The following is a 17250-nucleotide window of genomic DNA, read 5'->3' as shown; positions in this document are numbered from 1 at the left end:
CCCCCGCCGGGCCGTCCGGTTTGGTTTCGGCGTCGCCGGGTCAGGCGGCACGCAACAAGCGGTCGAGCGCGGCGTTGAGACGGTCGTTGATCGGGGCGACGGCGTCCTCGATCAGCCGCACCGAATCGCCAGACAGGCGGGTGCTTTCCTCGGCGACGCGATCGAGACCGACGCGGGTCAGACCGGCCTGGGCCTCGATCAGATCCTGGACGGTGCGCGCCCCCAGCAAAGCCTTCGATGCGGCGACATTCTCCTCGATCGCGATCTGGGTCAGCCCCAGCAGCGAGCGAGTCAGGTCGTGCAGGCCCTTGGTCAGGATCGTCCCGGCCTTGACCAGGGCTTCGACGGTATCGCGGTTGAAGGCGATCGCGTCCTCGTAGCCCTGATAGACCGCGCCGTGCGCCTTGACGGCGGCGGTGACCTGATCGCGGCCGAGATCGAGCGCCTTGTCATAGCCCTTGGCGGCAGCGTCGGTCGAGACCTTCACCACCGATTCGATCGTCTCCTTGCCGACGACAACCGCTTCGCCCAGGCTTTTGACCGCTTCGGCCTGGACGGCGGAAATCGCCTCGGCCACCGGAGCGACGAGGGGCGGAACGGCGGCGGGCGCAGCCGAAGCCGGGGCGGGGGCGGAAGCCGCCGGCTTCGCCACCTTGGCGGCCGGAGCGGCGGGGCTGCTCACGGGTGCTTCGTCATTGGCCGACTTGGCTTTCTCGGTGGTCGTCTCTTCCCTCCCTGGAACGGACATGGCACGGTCGCGGCGAGGCGGCCGATGCTGCATCGCAGCATTAGGGAACTATCGCGCAAGAGTGGCAGGCCCGTCAATACCCCATTCGCAGGTGCAGCAAACGGATCAGCGCACCCGCCCGGTCCGGCCGACGCTGATCAGGAACGGCGCGGCGACACCGCGGCGGACATCTTCCTCCCATTGCAGATCGAGGCTCTGGTCGGCGGGCGGGCGCACGCCGTCGCGGCCGGGATCGAGCGCGAACAGCGCGGCGGGGAAGCGGGCGGCATCGAACGCAGCCGACGGCCAGCGCCAGCCGGTGAAGGTGAAGCGTCCGGCATAGCAGGTCGCCGACGCCCAGTAATAGCCGTGCGAGGGCAGATCGAGCCCCACCGCTGGCGGGCCAAAGCCACCGGCCTCGGCCAAGGCGGCGTCCAACCCGGCGCGGGCCTCAGCCGACAGCGCCACCCGGGTCTCGACCGCGCGCCATGGCGCCAGAACATCGTCCGAAGACAGGCCGGTCAAATTACCGGGGCCGATCACCCGGATCTTCAGGTCGCGGCGGTTGCCGTCCCACTCATAGATGCGAACCTGTTCGCCCCACACCGCATTGTAGACGAGTCGCGCCTGATCGGGCGCTCCGGCCGCACAGGCGGCCTGGATGTCGTCGCCGCCGACAAAAGAATACCATTGCACCTTTCGCGTGAAAGGATTGCCGATGTCGCCGCCATCATAGGCGCAGGCCGACAGCGACAAAATCAAGGCGAGGCAAAGGCCGGAACGTCGCATCATCCTGTTCTCTCCACCCTGGAAATTCGGCATTCGATCGACGGGGCCGAGCCTGCCAGAAAAATAACCGGCCGCCAAGCTGGACACGTATTGCTAAATTCTTTAAGGTTTTCCCGCTATTGTACCAACTTTCGTCACGCTGAATGACAGGTCGAGACCTTGCAATCGAGACGCCAAGGGGCTTTCCCTTTTCTTCGCCCCGTCCTGTTGGGACTTGCAGCCCTTGTCCTGCTCGTGGCCACCCCGGCCTGGGCGGGTAAATACGCGTCGATCGTGGTTGATGCCGGCTCGGGCAAGGTGCTGCACGCCGCCAATCCCGATGTCCGCAGCTATCCCGCTTCGCTGACCAAGGTGATGACGCTGTTCCTGCTGTTCGACGAGCTGGAATCCGGGCGGATGCACCTTGAGACGCCGCTGCCGGTTTCGGCCCATGCCGCCGCCCAGGCCCCGTCGAAGCTGGGTCTGCGCCCCGGCGAGACAATCTCGGTCCGCGACGTCATCCTCGCCCTGGTGACCAAATCGGCCAACGATGCCGCCGTCGTCGCCGCCGAAGGGATCGGCGGCACCGAAAGCGAATTCGCCCAGATGATGACCCGCAAGGCCCAGACGCTGGGGATGAGCCGGACCGTCTATCGCAACGCCTCGGGCCTGCCCAATCCGGGCCAGATGTCGACGGTGCGCGATCAGGCGATTCTGGCCCGCGCCCTGATCAACCGTCACGCCGGTCCTTACCACTATTTCTCGACCCGCCAGTTCGTGTGGAAGGGCCAGACCATCAGCACCCACAACCGGCTGATGCTGCGCTATCCCGGCGCCGACGGGATCAAGACCGGCTATATTCAGGCGTCGGGCTTCAACCTGATCTCGTCGGCCAAACGCGACGATCAGCGGATCATCGGCGTCGTGTTCGGCGGCGCCTCGGGCACCTCGCGCGATAATCACATGAAGGAGTTGCTCGACAAGGGCTTCTCCCGGATCAGAACCGGCGAATCGGTCGAAATCGCCGCCGCCCCCTCGGCCGACGACCGCTCGGACATCGACGATCTGGTCGCCGCCGCCCAGGGCGCCGGAACCGTCGCCGCCGCCAGATCTGCCGCCAAAGCCTCCGCCACGGCGAAACCTGCCCAGACCAAGGCCCAGGCCAAAGCCGCCAAGATCGCCGCCGCCGAGAAAACCAAACACGCCAAGGTCACCAAGACCGCCCATTTCAAGGTCGCCTCGGCCAAGAGCCATCCTGCCGCCAAAGGGCACAAGGGCCGCGAAGATATCGGCGATTCCGATCCGGAATCCTGGACCATCCAGGTGGGCGCGTTCAAGGAATACCGCCCGGCCCAGCAGGCCGCCGCCCAGGCCGCCCGCACCCTCGGCCATCTGGTGGCAAGGGGCTCGATCGACATCGACAAGATCAAGGGGAACAAGCCGATCTATCGTGCCCGTCTGGCCGGTCTCAACGAAAGCCAGGCCCGCGCCGCCTGCAAGCGGCTCGGCAAGTCCGGCCAAAGCTGCAAACTGATCGGTCCCGACGTCTAGTCTCCCCGGTTGGACGTTATTTCAGCGCCCCCATGCTCTTTTCCGTCATGCGCGGGCTTGACCCGCGCATCTGTGGTTGCCGGATAATCCGTTGATTTAAAGCGGTCGGATCGGTCCCACCGGGATGGCCGTGTCGCGCACGGCCATGACGTGTTGGCCCAAAAAGAGAGTTTCCGCCACCGGCACGCCCGTGCGATAACCCGCCGATGCACATCTTTGATCGCCCCGCGGTACGGCGTAACCGCGACCGCGCCGCCGCCATCTTCTCCAATCACGATTTCATGGTGTCCGAAGTCGCGGAGCGGCTGGCCGACCGGCTGGACGACATCACCCGCGCCTTCCCCACCGCGCTCGACCTCGGCTGCCATGGCGGCGAAATCGCCGCCGCCCTTCAGGGGCGCGGCGGGATCGAGACTCTGGTCCAGTGCGATCTGTCGCCGAAGATGGCCGCCCGCGCCGCCGCCAACGGGCATCCCACCCTGGCTGCGGACGAGGAATGGCTGCCCTTCGCCCCGGCCAGTTTCGATCTGGTCCTGTCCTGCCTGTCGCTCCATCTGGTCAACGACCTGCCCGGCACCCTGATCCAGATTCGCCGCATCCTGAAGCCGGGCGGGCTGCTGCTGGCGGCATTGCCTGGGGCGGGCACCCTGGCCGAACTGCGTCAGGCGCTGATCGAGGCCGAACTGGCCGCCGAAGGCGGGGCCAGCCCCCGCGTCGCCCCCTTTGCCGACATCAAGTCCCTGGGTGCGCTGTTGCCGCGCGCCGGGTTCGTCGAGCCGGTCGCCGATTGCGACACCATCTCGGTCCGCTATGGCGATCCGGTCCGCCTGCTGGCCGATCTGCGTGGGATGGGCGAGGCCAACGCCCAGATCGAGCGCCGCCGCTCGCTGTCCCGCCGCGCGACCCTGATGGGCGCGGTCGAGGGCTATCGCCGCGCTTTCGCGGGCGAGGACGGCCGAATCCCGGCGACTTTGGAGCTGATTACCCTGACCGGATGGGCTCCCGATCCGTGACACTATCGCCGGGCAAGGATGCCGGGATGAAAGGCGACGACGCCGTCACGATCTGATATATCCTGATTCCACCCTAGGCCGGGATGCGGAATTTTTCCCCGGCGCGCACGGACGCGAAGGCACGATGGAACGCAAAGACAAGGACTCGTCCCGTATCCAAATCTATGGCCCCGCCGATTTCGCATCGATGCGCCGGGCCGGACAATTGGCCGCCGAAACGCTGGATTTCCTCGGCCCCTACGTTGTCCCGGGCGTCACGACCGAAGAATTGGACCGGCTGGGATCGGCCTTCATCACCGAACGCGGCGGCATCAACGCGCCGCTGGGCTATCGCGGCTATCCGAAGTCGCTGTGCACCTCGGTCAACCATGTCGTCTGCCACGGCATCCCCTGCGACAAGCGGCTGGAAGAGGGCGACATCGTCAATATCGACGTCACCCCGATCCTTGATGGCTGGCACGGCGATTCGAGCCGGATGTATTACGTCGGCAAGGTCGGCGTGAAGGCGCGCAAGCTGGTCGAGGTCACCTATGAATCGCTGATGCGCGCGATCGAGGTGGTCCGCCCCGGCGCGACGCTGGGCGATATCGGCCACGCGATCCAGAGCTTCGTCGAAAAGCACCGTTTCTCGGTCGTGCGCGATTTCTGCGGGCACGGGCTGGGCCGGGTGTTCCACGAGCCGCCGAACATCATGCATTACGGCCGCCCGGGCGAGGGGCTGGCCCTGGTCGAGGGGATGATCTTCACGATCGAGCCGATGATCAACGCCGGACGTCCCGGCACCAAGATCCTCGCCGACGGCTGGACCGCCGTGACCAAGGACAAGTCGCTGTCGGCCCAGTTCGAGCATTCGATCGGCGTCACCGCCACCGGCTGCGAGATCTTTACCCTGTCGCCCGCCGGCCGACACTATCCCATCGCCTCCTGATGCGATCGGTGCTGTGTGACCTGCTTAACAGATAATCCACTCGTCTGGCGTATATCTGTGGTGCTGAGAGCCGATTTCAGGCCGCAGCGGCGGGGACCCCTCCCCTACCGCGCGGAACTCCCGGCCGGAAGGAGCCGACCATGGGAGATACCATGACCGCCACATCCGACACCGCCATGGCGGTCTACCGGGTCAACCTTGCCCTGCAAGGTCCGGTGGTCGATGTGCTGGGCCAATTCCTACCCGAACTGAACGTGCTGCCACGGGCCCGGGCCTATGACACCATCATGGACGATCTGGGGCTGCTGACCCGCTGCTTCGACGTCTTTCGCCGTGAGACGGACCGTTTCCGGGCGATCCTGGTCGATGAGCGCAAGCGCCCGGTCACCGACGACTCGACGCCGCTGTCCTGCGGCCGCTCTCTGGGCGACGTGATCGCGATGGTGGTCCGCACCGCGGCCAAGCGATTCTTCCGCCGCACCCTGCCCTCTGCCCCCCGCCCGACCGAACCCCTTGGCCGCGCCGACGAAGTGTACGACGCGATCCGGGCCTATCTGCTCTACGAGTGGCAGGTTCCGCTGGTCCCGACCTATGCCGGGATGGAGCCGTCGCTGATCCGCCGGATCGGGGCCAAGCTGCTCCGGGCGCGGGAGGCGTCGAGCCTAGCCCGGCTGATCGCCGACCCCGACGCCCCGCTTCCCCCCGACCGGATCGCCCGTCCCGACGCTATCGCCGTGGCTGGAGATAATGACGCCCCGCGTGGCTCCAGCGGAACATTGCATCCGAAGCGCCGCCACCCGATGACCGCTCACCCGACCGAGATTCTGTGCGAGGCTCAGGAACGGTTGCGGCCCGAGGCGTTCACCCCGGTCTTCCTCGACCCCGAGGTGCGGGCAACGCTGCCCCACCCCGACAATATCCGCGCCATCGCCGACATTCTGCGCAACGTCGGCAGCGGGTCCGCCCTCGCTCTGGTCGAGGGGCTGGGGCTACGCAAGGACCAACTGGCGGTGATGCTGCTGGTGGCCCACGATTGCATCGGCACCATCGTGTTTGGCCGCCTGTTCGGACCGCGCGCCGATCCCGAACTGCTCGATCGTATCCTGGTCCGCGCCCGCCTGCACGGTATCGGGCCGGACTCCGGAGTGATCGAATGCGCCATCTTCATGCGCAGCGTGTTCGCCCGCTTCGGCCATCGCTCCCGCCGCGATTCCTAACGAGACCGGTGCGGTCCCCATGCCTCGCCCGCCGTCCTCGACCCGGTCCCAGGCAATCCGACGGATCAACCTGACCCTGGAAGGTCCGGTGGCCGACGTGCTGGCCCAGATGGTCCCCGAACTGAAAAAGCTGCCGCGTCGGGGCGTGCTGGAACGGGTGTTGGACGATCCCGATCTGCTCGACCGCTGCTTCAAGGCGTTCCGGGCCGAGCCCGAGCGCTTCTATGCCCTGCTGGTCGATCGCCAGAACCTGCCGATCGACCAGGCCGACGCGATGCTGGCCTGTGGCCGCACCCTCGACGAGGTGGTGGGGATGGTGGTTCGGACCTGCGCCAAGCGTCAGTTCCGCCAGCGGCTGGACGGCGTCTCGCGCCCCTTGCGCGGGGCCGACCGCTCCCGTGGCAAAAGCCCGGACAGCCTGCTGAAGCGGTTGAGCCATCTGTTCTCGCCACCGCCGCCGCCCCGTCGCAGCCGGGGCGACATCCTCTACGATTCGTTCAAGGAGCATCTGCGCCACGATTGGCAGGTCGCCCTGGTGCCGGATTATTCGACCCTGTCGCCGCAATTGGTGCGACGGATGGGAGCCCGCATCCTCGATTACCGCATCCCCGAGGATATCAAACGGCTGCGCGAGAATCCGTTCAACCCACCGCCGCCCACCCGCCCGCCCGAACCGGTGGCCGAAAGTGCCGCCGCTCTTCCCCCGCCGCCGCGCCCGCCCGCGCCCGGTCCGGGGATGCCGCCGCCCGTCGCCGTTCCGGGCGGCGACCACCGCGCCCGGATCGCCGACATTCTCACCGCCGATCAAAAGCGGCTGCGCCCCGAAGCCTTTACCCTGATCCTGCTCAATCCCGAGGTTCGGGCGGCGCTGTCGCAGCCCGAACAGACGGTGCGACTGACCGGGCAATTGGCCGAGGTCGGCGGCCTGCCCGCCAAGCGGCTGATCGGCGAATTGGGGCTGCGCCCGGAGCAATTGGTGGTGATGATGCTGACGATCTACGAGATGGTCGGGGCGGAGATGTTCAGCCGCTCGTTCGGGCTGACCGGCAATCTTGAGTATGTCGGCAAGTTCATCGACCGGGCCAAGGCGGCCGGGATCGACCAGACCACCCCGCTTGCGGGGATCGCCGTCTTCTGCCGCCGCCTCTTCGCCTCGGTCAAACGAGGCTGACCCCACGCAATCGGGGCCAGCCCTCGCCTTGTCATACCGGCGGCTCAATGACTTGATCCGCCGTATTGCCCCTCGGCCTAAGCGCGGCCATCCGGCCGCTTGGCCGCCGCCGCAATGGCGGCCAGATACCGGCCAACAGGTCAAAACAAAGGTTGGCCGGTATTATTTCCCCAGGATTTTCGGCACCGAATTATGGCGCAGGCGGAAGGCGTCGGGCATCCCCGACCCCAGCAGCGGGCGCAGATACATCCGGAAGGCGTCGGTGACGTCGGTGCCCGACGGCGCGATGAAATGGTCTTCCATCACCCGGGTCTTGCCCGCGACCGCCTCGAGCGGCATCAGGGCGTAATCGACCGAATAGAACCCGGTGCGCTGGATCGTCACCGAGCCGTCGCGGTCGCCCCACATCCCGTACTGGACCGCCTTCTCGCCGACTTCGCGTGCCTCGCGCTGATCGACGTCGGAAACGCAGCCGATGAACGAGCGTTGCAGATAGCCGAAGGTATCGCCGCGCACCCGCTTGATCCCGAGCTTTTCCTTGATCTCGTGACAGAGCAGGTCGGCCAGCGCCCCGGTCCCCGACAATTGAATATTGCCGTGCTGGTCGTGTTCGACCTCCTTGGCCAGTCGGGTGATGATCGGCGCGCCGTTTTCGTCGTGGATGCCTTCGGACACCGCGACGACGCAGCGGCCATAGCGGTCGTAGGTCTCGCGCACATCGGCGAGGAAGCGATCGACCGAGAAGGTCCGTTCCGGGATATAGATCAGGTGGGGACCGTCGTCGGGGAACTTCTTGCCCAGCGCCGAGGCGGCGGTCAGGAACCCGGCATGACGGCCCATCACCACCGCGACATAGACGCCTTTCAGCGCGGTATTGTCGAGATTGACCCCCATGAACGCCTGGGCGACGAAGCGCGCCGCCGAGGGGAAGCCCGGGGTGTGGTCGTTATGGACCAGATCGTTGTCGATCGTCTTCGGGATGTGGATACAGCGGAGCGGATACTCGGCCTGACGGGCTTGCTCGCTGACGATCCGCACCGTGTCCGAGGAATCGTTGCCGCCAGTATAGAAGAAATAGGCGATGCCGTGAGCCTTCAGAACCTTGAAGATCTCCTGGCAATATTTCAGGTCGGGCTTGTCCCGCGTCGAACCCAGCGCCGAGGACGGCGTCTGCGCCACCATCTCGAGATTGTGGCTGGTTTCCTGGGTCAGGTCGAAAAATTCCTCATCGACGATGCCGCGCACGCCGTGATGCGCCCCATAGACCAGATCGACATTACGGAACTTACGCGATTCCAGGACCGCGCCGACCAGCGACTGGTTAATCACCGCCGTCGGACCGCCGCCCTGAGCGACCAGAACCTTCCCTTGCAGCATCCCATCCCCCTTTATCGTCGCGACGGCGTCTTCGCGCGCCGGTCAGACGAAGCGTACCTCCGTCTTTGTGCCTCCGCCTCTCTTTTCTCGGCGGGTCGGCCTTCCCATTTATCATTATACCCCCGTCAAACCAGCCGAAAGCCGCCGATGCCGCCACCACCGCCCGAATCCCCCTGCATCTCGCGCTGCCATCTCGATTTCGACCTGGGCTGCTGCGCCGGATGCGGTCGCACCGCCGACGAAATCGCCGCCTGGCGCGATGCCGACGACGCCGAACGCCACGCGATTCTGGCCCGATGCGCCCGTCGTGCGTCCGCCCCGCGACAAAGACGTTGACTCTTGGCCCCGCCGCGGTAATAGTGCGGCCCTCTCGCGCGGGGTGCTATGTGTCTTGCGCGGCGTCATTCCTTATGCTCAGGTAGAATCGTCATGTTCGCAGTCATCCAGACCGGCGGTAAGCAGTACAAGGTGGCCAAGGACGACGTGATCCGCGTCGAGAAGCTGGCTGGCGAGGCCGGGGGCGAGATCGTGCTCGATCAGGTCCTGATGGTCGGCGACAAGATCGGCGCTCCGCTGGTGTCCGGTGCCGCTGTGACTGCCACTGTGGTGGCTCAGGCCCGTGGCGAAAAGATCATCGTCTTCAAGAAGCGCCGTCGGCAGAATTCCCGCCGCAAGAACGGCCACCGCCAGGACCTGACGATCCTGCGCATCACCGACATCACGGCTGGCTGATAAGCCCGGCTGTAAGCAGGAGTTTGGACCATGGCTCATAAAAAGGCGGGCGGTTCGTCGCGCAACGGTCGCGATTCGAATTCTCAGCGTCTCGGCGTCAAGAAGTTCGGCGGCGAGTTGGTGATCCCCGGCAACATCATCATCCGCCAGCGCGGCACCGTGTACTATCCCGGCACCAATGTCGGCATGGGCAAGGATCACACCTTGTTCGCCACCGCGCCGGGCCGTGTCGCGTTCCGCCACAAGGCGCAGGGCCGCACCTTCGTCGTGGTCGAGCCGTTGCCGGAGGCCGCCGAATAGCGCGCCGTTCCCGGAACGCATTTCGTTTTGCCAGGGGGGGAACGGGGCACCGTTCCCCCCTTTTGGTTTCTGTTCGCCCTGTCCTGACGCCCCTCCTGTCCAGAGAACCCCCGCGATGAAATTCCTCGATCAGGCCAAGATCTTCGTGAAGAGCGGCGACGGCGGAGCCGGCTGTTGCAGCTTTCGCCGCGAGAAGTACATCGAGTTCGGCGGACCGGACGGCGGCGACGGCGGACGCGGCGGCGACGTCATCCTGGAATGCGTCGCCAACCTCAACACCCTGATCGATTACCGCTATCAGCAGCATTTCAAGGCGCAGAAGGGCAATCACGGTCAGGGCCGCAACAAGACCGGCGGCAAGGGCGACGACGTCACCCTGAAGGTGCCGGTCGGCACCCAGATTCTCGACGAAGACCGCGAAACGGTGCTGGCCGACCTGACCCAGCCGGGCCAGCGCATCGTGCTGCTGACCGGCGGCGACGGCGGGTTCGGCAACCTGCATTTCAAGACCTCGACCAATCAGGCGCCGCGCCGCTCCGACGAAGGCTGGCCGGGCGAGGAACGCTGGATCTGGCTGAAGCTGAAGATGATCGCCGATGCCGGTCTGGTCGGTCTGCCCAATGCCGGGAAATCGACCTTCCTGGCCGCCGTCACCCGGGCACGGCCGAAGATCGCCGATTACCCCTTCACCACCCTTCACCCCAATCTGGGCGTGGTGACGCTGGGCGACGAGGAATTCGTCATCGCCGACATTCCCGGCCTGATCGAGGGCGCGCATGAAGGGGCCGGAATCGGCGACCGCTTCCTCGGCCATATCGAGCGCTGCCGGGTGCTGCTGCATCTGATCGACGGCACCGCCGACGACGTCGCCGACTCCTATCGGATCGTCCGGGGCGAGCTGGCCGCCTATGGCGGCGGACTGGCCGAAAAGCCCGAAGTGGTCGCGCTCAACAAATGCGATTCGCTGATGCCCGAAGAGATCGAGGACAAGCTGGCCGCGCTGTCGGCGGCGTGCGGGGCCGAAGTGCTGCCGCTGTCCGGCGTGTCGGGAATCGGGCTAAAGCCGGTGCTGTCGCGGTTGTTCCTGCATATCCGCGACGCCCGCGAGGCCGAGCCGGGAATCCTGGCCGCTTCGGGTGCGATCGGTGCCGCCAAGCGGGCCACCCCGTTATTCGCGACCGCCCTTGCCGCCGCCGAGGCGGAGGACGACGAAGAAGATGACGGACATTACGGCCCGGACGGCGAATGGATCTGGGATGACGAGGACGGGGACGAAGACGATGGTGAAGACGAAGACGGGTCCGATCGCTGAGGCGAAACGGCTGATCGTCAAGATCGGCTCGTCCCTGCTGGTCGATGAGGCCAGCGGTCTGGTCCGCCGCACCTGGCTGGATTCCGTCTGCACCGATATCGCCGCCTGCCGCAAGCGCGGCCAGGAGGTGATCGTCGTCTCGTCGGGCGCGGTGGCGGTGGGTCGCCGCCGCCTCGGCCTCACCCCGCCCTTGAAGCTGGAAGAGAAGCAGGCCGCCGCCGCCACCGGCCAGATCCGTCTCGCCCATGATTATCAGGAAGCGCTGGCCCATCACGGCCTCTCCGTCGCCCAAGTGCTGCTGACCCTGGACGATTCCGACAATCGCCGCCGCTATCTCAACGCGCGGGCCACCCTGGAAACCCTGCTGCGGCTGGGAGCGGTGCCGGTCATCAACGAAAACGACACCGTCGCCACCGCCGAAATCCGCTTTGGCGACAATGACCGGCTGGCGGCGCGGGTGGCGCAGATGGTTTCGGCCGACGCGCTGGTGCTGTTCTCGGACATCGACGGGCTTTACACCGCCGATCCGCGCAAGGACAAGGACGCCGCCTTCATCCCCGAAGTCCGCGAGTTGACCCCCGAGATCGAGGCGATGGCGGGCGATCCCGGCTCGGCCTATGGCTCGGGCGGGATGGTGACCAAGCTGGTGGCGGCAAAGATCTGCCTGTCGGCCGGATGCAAGATGGCGATCGCGCGCGGGCAGGCGATGAACCCGTTAGCCGCGATCGAGGCGGGGGGGCGCTGCACCTGGTTCCTGCCCTCGGCCGAGCCGCGCACCGCCCGCAAGCAATGGATTTACGGCGCGATGAGCCCGACCGGGGCGGTGATCCTCGACGATGGCGCGGTGCGCGCCCTGCGCCATGGCCGCTCGCTGCTGCCGGCTGGCGTCGTCGCGGTCGAAGGCAGCTTCGAGCGGGGCGATTGCGTCCTGGTCCAGGGCAAGGACGGGCAGATTTTGGGACGCGGCCTGTCGGCCTATAGCGCCGAGGACGCGCGGCGGATCGCCGGTCGTCAATCCGCCGAAATCGAGCAAATTCTAGGCTTTCATGGTCGCGATGAACTGATCCATCGCGACGATCTGGTGGTGGAGGGATAGCGATGTCGGACCAAATCGAAGCGACGCTGACCGACATGGGGCGTCGCGCCCGCGCCGCCGGACGCGCCTTGGCGCAATCTCCCGCCGATCAGCGCAACCGCGCGCTTAGCCTTGCCGCCGCCGCGATCCGCGCCGATGCCGCCGCAATCGCCGATGCCAACCGCGAGGATGTCGCCGCCGCGACCGCCAAGGGTCTGTCGGCGGCGATGATCGACCGGCTGACCCTGACCCCGGCCCGGATCGAGGCGATGGCCTCGGGGCTGGAAGTGGTCGCGGCGCTGCCCGATCCGCTCGGCCGCGTCCTGGCCGACTGGACCCGCCCCAACGGGCTGAGGATCAGCCGGATCGCGGTGCCGCTCGGCGTGATCGGGATCATCTATGAAAGCCGCCCCAACGTCACCGCCGACGCCGCCGGACTGTGCCTGAAATCGGGCAATGCCTGCATCCTGCGCGGCGGCTCGGAAAGCTTCCGCTCGGCCCGCGCCATCATGGCGGCGCTGTCCAAGGGCTTTGCCAGCGCCGGTCTGCCCGCCGACGCGGTGCAGATGGTGCCGACCACCGACCGCGCCGCGGTCGGGGCGATGCTGCGCCTGTCCGATTATATCGACGTGATCGTGCCGCGCGGCGGCAAGTCGCTGGTCGCCCGCGTCATCGAGGAAAGCCGGATTCCGCTGTTCCACCACCTCGAAGGGCTGTGCCACACCTATGTCGATGCCAGCGCCGATCTGGCGATGGCGCGCAAGGTGGTGCTGAATGCCAAGATGCGCCGCACCGGCATCTGCGGCGCGACCGAGACGCTGCTGATCGACCGCGCCGTCGCCAGCACCCATCTGGCCCCGCTGGTGCAGGATCTGCTGGCGGCGGGTTGCGAGGTGCGCGGCGACGCAGCCGCCCAGGCGGTCGATCCCCGCGTCGCCCCGGCGGACGAGGAGGATTGGCGCACCGAATATCTCGACGCGATCATTTCGGTGAAGCTGGTCGATGGAGTCGCGGCGGCAATCGAGCACATCAACACCCATGGCTCGCACCATACCGAGGCGATCATCACCGAGACTCCCGAGGCTGCCGAGGCGTTCCTCAATGGCTGCGATTCGGCGATCGTGCTGTGGAACGCCTCGACCCAGTTCGCCGATGGCGGCGAGTTCGGGATGGGGGCCGAGATCGGCATCTCGACCGGCAAGATGCATGCGCGCGGCCCGGTCGGAGTCGAGCAATTGTGCACCTTCAAATATGTCGTGCGCGGCGAGGGTCAGACCCGTCCGGGCTGATCCCACACGCTTGATCGTCGGTTGCCGCGCCCCGCCGGGCATGGCAGGATGCCGCCGCCTGTGGTTCTCGTGGGGGAAAACGTGCGGATTTCCTGGTCCTTGGGACAATGGCGACCGGTTCTGCGCCAATTGTCCGATCCCGCGACGGTCGCGATTACCGTCGATGATTCCCCGATGCCCGACACGATGCCCGCGATGCTCGATCTGCTCGACCGCTTCCAGGCCCGGGCGACCTTTTTCATGAGCGGCTGCCGCGCCGTGCTGGCACCCGAGCTGGTGGCCGAGACAGCGGCGCGCGGTCACGCGATCTATGCCCATGGCTGGGATCATGTCCGCCTCGACCGCGAAAGCCCCGAACGGCTGATCGACGACATGGAAAGGTGCGAGGCGCTGCTGGCCCGCTATCGCCCCACCCCCGATCCCTATCTGGTGCGACTGCCCTATAACGGCGGCTGGCGCAATCCGCGGGTTCACCGCACCCTGGCCCGCTGGCGGCCCGGCTGCGTCGTGGTGCATTGGGGGCCATCGACCGAGGATCACATGATCCCGACCCGCTGTTCCACCCCTGCCGATGTCGAGACCGAATGCCGCCGCGAGGTCGATCGGATGCTGGCCGATCCCCGCCTGCCCGGCGGCATCCTGCTGATGCACGACCAGCCGATCAACGACCGCCCCGGAGCAGGGTTCAAGCCGCAAGTCACCGTCACCCTGATGCGGATGCTGCTGGAAGGCGTCACCGAGCGAGGGTTGAAGACGGTGACCCTGTCGCCGCCGCCGCCGCAAGCCGCCTGGCATCGCTTCATCCTGTCCTGACCACCGGAGTTCCTGTCCTTGCACATCCTGCATACCATTCCCGGGCGCAATTGGGGCGGCATGGAGCATCGCACCGTCGAGCAGGTGCGCTGGCTGAAGTCCCACGGCCATTCGGTGTGGCTGGCCACCCCCGCCGACGGCCAGACCTGGGCCCGGGCCGAGGCCGAGGCTCTGCCGCTGATTGATTTCGATTTCGACCGTCCGTGGCGGCCGTCCTCGGTGCGGGAATTTCGTCGGCTGGTGATCGGGCGCGGGATCGAGTTGATCGACACCCACGTCACCCGCGACGCCAAGGTCGCCGCCACCTGCCTCGACCTCTGTGCCGTGGTGCGCTCGCGCCATGTCAACCAGCCGCTGAAATCGACTCCGATCCGGCGGATGCAATGGCGGCTGGGGGCCGACCACATCATCACCGTCGCCGATTGCACCCGCGCCGCTTTGGTCGCCGACGGGCTGGCCGATCCCCGCCGCGCCACCGCAATCGGCGGCTGGGCCGACGATTCGTTCTTTGCCGCCGCCCCCCCGCTGGAACGGGCAACAATGCGGGCCAGCCTGGGGGTGCCCACCGAGTCCTTCCTCTGGCTGTGCGTCGGCATGATCCGCCCCGACAAGGGCCAGGATCATCTGCTCGACGCCCTGGCCCGGCTCGACGCGCAGGGACTCCATCCGACGCTGGTGATCGTCGGATCGGCCACCGCCGAATGCGCCGAATACGATCAGGCGCTGCGGAGCCGCGCCGCCGCTTTCGGCAACCGGGTGGTGTTCACCGGCTATCGCGACGATGTCGCCGTGCTGATGCGGACCGCCGACGCGGTGGTGATCCCCTCGCTGACCGAGGCGCAGCCCCGCGTCGCGGTCCAGGCCTTTGCCGTCGGCCGCCCGGTGGTGGCCAGCGCGGTCGGCGGTGTCCCCGAAATCGTGACGGCGGACGAAACCGGCTGGCTGGTTTCCCCGGCCGATCCGACGGCGCTGGCCCAGGCGATGGCGGCGGTGATGGACGACCGCCCCCGCGCCGCAGCCATCGCCTCGCGGGCGCGCTGTCTGGCCGAGACGACGATGCGGTTCGACCACCGGATGGAGCAGACGCTGGCGACCTATCGCGCCGCGTTGGACCACGCCCACCAGCGGCCGTTCCCACGCTGGCGGGGCAACGGACGATGAGCGCGCCTCCCCGCCTGTCGGCCCTGGTAGTGATCCATAACGAGGAAGAGCGGCTGCCCGCCTGCCTCGACAAGCTAGGCTTCGTCGATGAGCTGGTGGTGGTGCTCGACCGCTGCACCGACCGCTCGGGCGAGATTGCGCGGGGCTTTGGCGCGACACTGGTCTCAGGCGGCTGGGAGCGCGAAGGCGGCCGACGCAATGCCGGGATCGCCGCCTGCACCGGGGAGTGGGTGCTGGAAGTCGATGCCGACGAGCATGTTCCCCCCGAGCTGGCCGCCGAAATTCGCGAAGTGATCGCCACCTCGCGCTTCGACTGGCACGAAATTCTGGTCGATAATTTCATCGGCGAGCGGCTGGTGCGCCGGGGCTGGGGCGCCAGTTACGGCAAGGCCGCCTATCCCGGCCTGTTCCGCCAGAGCGCGAAGACCTGGGGCGACGACCGGGTCCACCCCTCGCTGACCTGGCGGGGAACCAAAGGGCCGATGCTGAAGCACCGGCTGCTCCATTACGTCGACCGCAACATCTCGGACATGATCCGGCGGCTCGACGCCTATTCCACCGCACGCGCCCGCGACCTGCGCGAGCGGGGCGAGACCTGGGGCTCGACCGCCAGCAATCTGCGCCGGATGGTCAGCCGCTTCTTCAAATGCTATGTGCGGCGCGGCGGTTGGCGCGAAGGCGGTCACGGCTTCATCATCGCCACCTGCGCCGCGCTCTATCCGATGCTGTCGCATCTCAAGGCCAAGCTCGAAAAGGACTGACCCATGGCCCGCATCGTCATGACCGATGACGGCATCGTTTTCGACGGTGCCAGCCTGGAGGAAAAGCCGCTGGGCGGGGCCGAGACCTCGTTCATCGAAATGGCCAACGCGCTCGCCGCACGCGGTCACGAGGTGATCGTCTGCAACAAATGCCCGGCCGAGCGCACCCATCGCGGCGTGCACTGGCGGCCGCTGGCCCAGGGCGTGCCCGACTCCGCCGATCTTTATATCGCCAATCGCGGCGACCGGCTGATCCGGCTGTGCCCCCAGGCAAAGCGTTCGATCTTCTGGATTCACAATCCGGCCGGATATCTGCTGAAGGCGCGCTATCAGTGGAAGCTGGCGCTGCGCCGTCCGGTAATCGTGTTTTCCGGGGCCAGCCATGCCGGAACCTATCCCGGCTGGGCCTTTGCCGGTGGACGCGAGATCGTCCCCTATGGCGTCACCGATCTGTTCCGCCACGCCACCCCGCGCGAGCAGGTGCCGCCGCCCCGGGCGATCTTTACCTCGAACCCGCTGCGTTCGCTCGATTGGCTGCTGGAATTGTGGGCCGCCCGCATCCGCCCGGCGGTACCGGGTGCGGAACTGCATATCTTTGCCGGTGCCGCCACCTATGGCGCGGCGGGCGCGGCCAAGGCCGACCGGATGGGATTGGTGCTCGAGCGCGCCGCCGCCCTGGCCGATCGTGGTGTCGTGCTGCGCGGCCCGGTGCCGAAGACCCAATTGGTCGCAGAACTCGGCGCCGCCCGCGCCCTGCTCTATCGCGGCGATATCGGCGAGACGTTCTGTTCGGCGGTGGCCGAGGCCCAGGCGATGGGCCTGCCGGTGGTGCTCGAAGACATCGCCTGCATGTCCGAGCGGGTGATCGCCGACGAAACCGGCTTTTGCGTCAAGGGAGAAGCCGCCTTCGCCAGCGCGGCAATCCAGGTCCTGGCCGACGACGATCTGTGGTGGCGGCAGCACCGCAGCGCCCTGGCCCAGCAACGCGGCTGGGGCTGGGACGATGCGGCGGCGGCGTTCGAGCGGATCGGCGGTCTGGCCGGAGCCTGACCGCC

General features: G+C 67.1%; 18 protein-coding genes. 15 read left to right on the top strand and 3 right to left on the bottom strand.

Annotated elements, in window-relative coordinates; translation table 11 throughout:
- Positions 1 to 40: 40 nt before the first annotated feature.
- Together BLW40_RS12425 and BLW40_RS12420 are read right to left on the bottom strand one after the other, a co-directional pair.
- Positions 41 to 682, bottom strand: a complete 642-nt coding sequence (locus BLW40_RS12425) for a phasin family protein (RefSeq protein ID WP_211656770.1) — start codon at positions 680 to 682, stop codon at positions 41 to 43.
- 171 nt (positions 683 to 853) lie between these two features.
- Complete coding sequence (locus tag BLW40_RS12420) at positions 854 to 1519, bottom strand: hypothetical protein (RefSeq protein WP_074769025.1); 666 nt, start codon at positions 1517 to 1519, stop codon at positions 854 to 856.
- A 270-nt stretch (positions 1520 to 1789) separates the two neighbouring features.
- Here BLW40_RS12420 and BLW40_RS12415 point away from each other — a divergent pair, with 270 nt between their 5' ends.
- The 5 genes from BLW40_RS12415 (at position 1790) to BLW40_RS12395 (ending at position 7375) form a co-directional block, all read left to right on the top strand.
- Positions 1790 to 3046 carry a D-alanyl-D-alanine carboxypeptidase family protein gene (locus tag BLW40_RS12415; protein ID WP_244511179.1) on the top strand — a complete coding sequence of 419 codons (1257 nt, stop codon included), beginning with the start codon at positions 1790 to 1792 and terminating at the stop codon, positions 3044 to 3046.
- 206 nt (positions 3047 to 3252) lie between these two features.
- Positions 3253 to 4059 carry a methyltransferase domain-containing protein gene (locus BLW40_RS12410; protein ID WP_074769021.1) on the top strand — a complete coding sequence of 269 codons (807 nt, stop codon included), beginning with the start codon at positions 3253 to 3255 and terminating at the stop codon, positions 4057 to 4059.
- A gap of 124 nt (positions 4060 to 4183) precedes the next feature.
- Positions 4184 to 4987 (top strand): type I methionyl aminopeptidase, encoded by an 804-nt coding sequence (gene map / locus BLW40_RS12405; RefSeq protein WP_074769019.1) that lies wholly within the window; start codon positions 4184 to 4186, stop codon positions 4985 to 4987.
- A gap of 152 nt (positions 4988 to 5139) precedes the next feature.
- On the top strand, positions 5140 to 6204 hold the full coding sequence (locus tag BLW40_RS12400) for a hypothetical protein (protein WP_244511178.1): 1065 nt from the start codon (positions 5140 to 5142) through the stop codon (positions 6202 to 6204).
- A 19-nt stretch (positions 6205 to 6223) separates the two neighbouring features.
- Complete coding sequence (locus BLW40_RS12395; RefSeq protein WP_074769015.1) at positions 6224 to 7375, top strand: hypothetical protein; 1152 nt, start codon at positions 6224 to 6226, stop codon at positions 7373 to 7375.
- Positions 7376 to 7537: 162 nt separating this feature from the next.
- On the opposite strand, the gene BLW40_RS12390 is transcribed toward BLW40_RS12395, so the two are convergent.
- Entirely contained in the window at positions 7538 to 8752 is a 1215-nt protein-coding gene (locus BLW40_RS12390; protein WP_074769013.1) for a 6-phosphofructokinase, read from the bottom strand.
- A gap of 147 nt (positions 8753 to 8899) precedes the next feature.
- On the opposite strand from BLW40_RS12390, the gene BLW40_RS12385 reads away from it, so the two are divergent.
- The 10 genes from BLW40_RS12385 to BLW40_RS12340 all read left to right on the top strand — a co-directional run bounded on the left by BLW40_RS12385 (position 8900) and on the right by BLW40_RS12340 (position 17245).
- On the top strand, positions 8900 to 9088 hold the full coding sequence (locus tag BLW40_RS12385) for a DUF1289 domain-containing protein (RefSeq protein WP_074769011.1): 189 nt from the start codon (positions 8900 to 8902) through the stop codon (positions 9086 to 9088).
- Positions 9089 to 9181: 93 nt separating this feature from the next.
- Positions 9182 to 9484, top strand: a complete 303-nt coding sequence (gene rplU / locus BLW40_RS12380) for a 50S ribosomal protein L21 (protein ID WP_021132514.1) — start codon at positions 9182 to 9184, stop codon at positions 9482 to 9484.
- Positions 9485 to 9514: 30 nt separating this feature from the next.
- A complete protein-coding gene (gene rpmA / locus BLW40_RS12375; protein WP_002729644.1) occupies positions 9515 to 9784 on the top strand; it encodes a 50S ribosomal protein L27 in 270 nt (89 codons plus the stop codon).
- Positions 9785 to 9899: 115 nt separating this feature from the next.
- Positions 9900 to 11096 carry a GTPase ObgE gene (obgE, locus tag BLW40_RS12370; protein WP_074769009.1) on the top strand — a complete coding sequence of 399 codons (1197 nt, stop codon included), beginning with the start codon at positions 9900 to 9902 and terminating at the stop codon, positions 11094 to 11096.
- Complete coding sequence (proB, locus tag BLW40_RS12365; protein WP_074769007.1) at positions 11065 to 12192, top strand: glutamate 5-kinase; 1128 nt, start codon at positions 11065 to 11067, stop codon at positions 12190 to 12192. The genes obgE and proB overlap by 32 nt, the downstream gene beginning before the upstream one ends.
- 2 nt (positions 12193 to 12194) lie before the next feature.
- Entirely contained in the window at positions 12195 to 13460 is a 1266-nt protein-coding gene (locus tag BLW40_RS12360; RefSeq protein ID WP_074769005.1) for a glutamate-5-semialdehyde dehydrogenase, read from the top strand.
- Between the two features lie 81 nt (positions 13461 to 13541).
- The gene (locus BLW40_RS12355; RefSeq protein ID WP_244511176.1) at positions 13542 to 14273 is read left to right on the top strand and encodes a polysaccharide deacetylase family protein; all 732 of its coding nucleotides are present in this window, start codon (positions 13542 to 13544) and stop codon (positions 14271 to 14273) included.
- A gap of 18 nt (positions 14274 to 14291) precedes the next feature.
- On the top strand, positions 14292 to 15434 hold the full coding sequence (locus BLW40_RS12350; RefSeq protein ID WP_074769001.1) for a glycosyltransferase family 4 protein: 1143 nt from the start codon (positions 14292 to 14294) through the stop codon (positions 15432 to 15434).
- Positions 15431 to 16195, top strand: a complete 765-nt coding sequence (locus BLW40_RS12345) for a glycosyltransferase family 2 protein (protein WP_074768999.1) — start codon at positions 15431 to 15433, stop codon at positions 16193 to 16195. Before BLW40_RS12350 ends, BLW40_RS12345 begins: the two co-directional genes overlap by 4 nt.
- Positions 16196 to 16198: 3 nt before the next feature.
- A complete protein-coding gene (locus tag BLW40_RS12340; protein WP_074768997.1) occupies positions 16199 to 17245 on the top strand; it encodes a glycosyltransferase in 1047 nt (348 codons plus the stop codon).
- The last annotated feature ends 5 nt before the right edge of the window (positions 17246 to 17250 follow it).

Origin of the sequence: Magnetospirillum fulvum (genome assembly GCF_900108475.1) — a bacterium.
Classification (GTDB): domain Bacteria; phylum Pseudomonadota; class Alphaproteobacteria; order Rhodospirillales; family Magnetospirillaceae; genus Phaeospirillum; species Phaeospirillum fulvum_A.
This window is presented reverse-complemented; position numbering and strand designations above follow the sequence as displayed.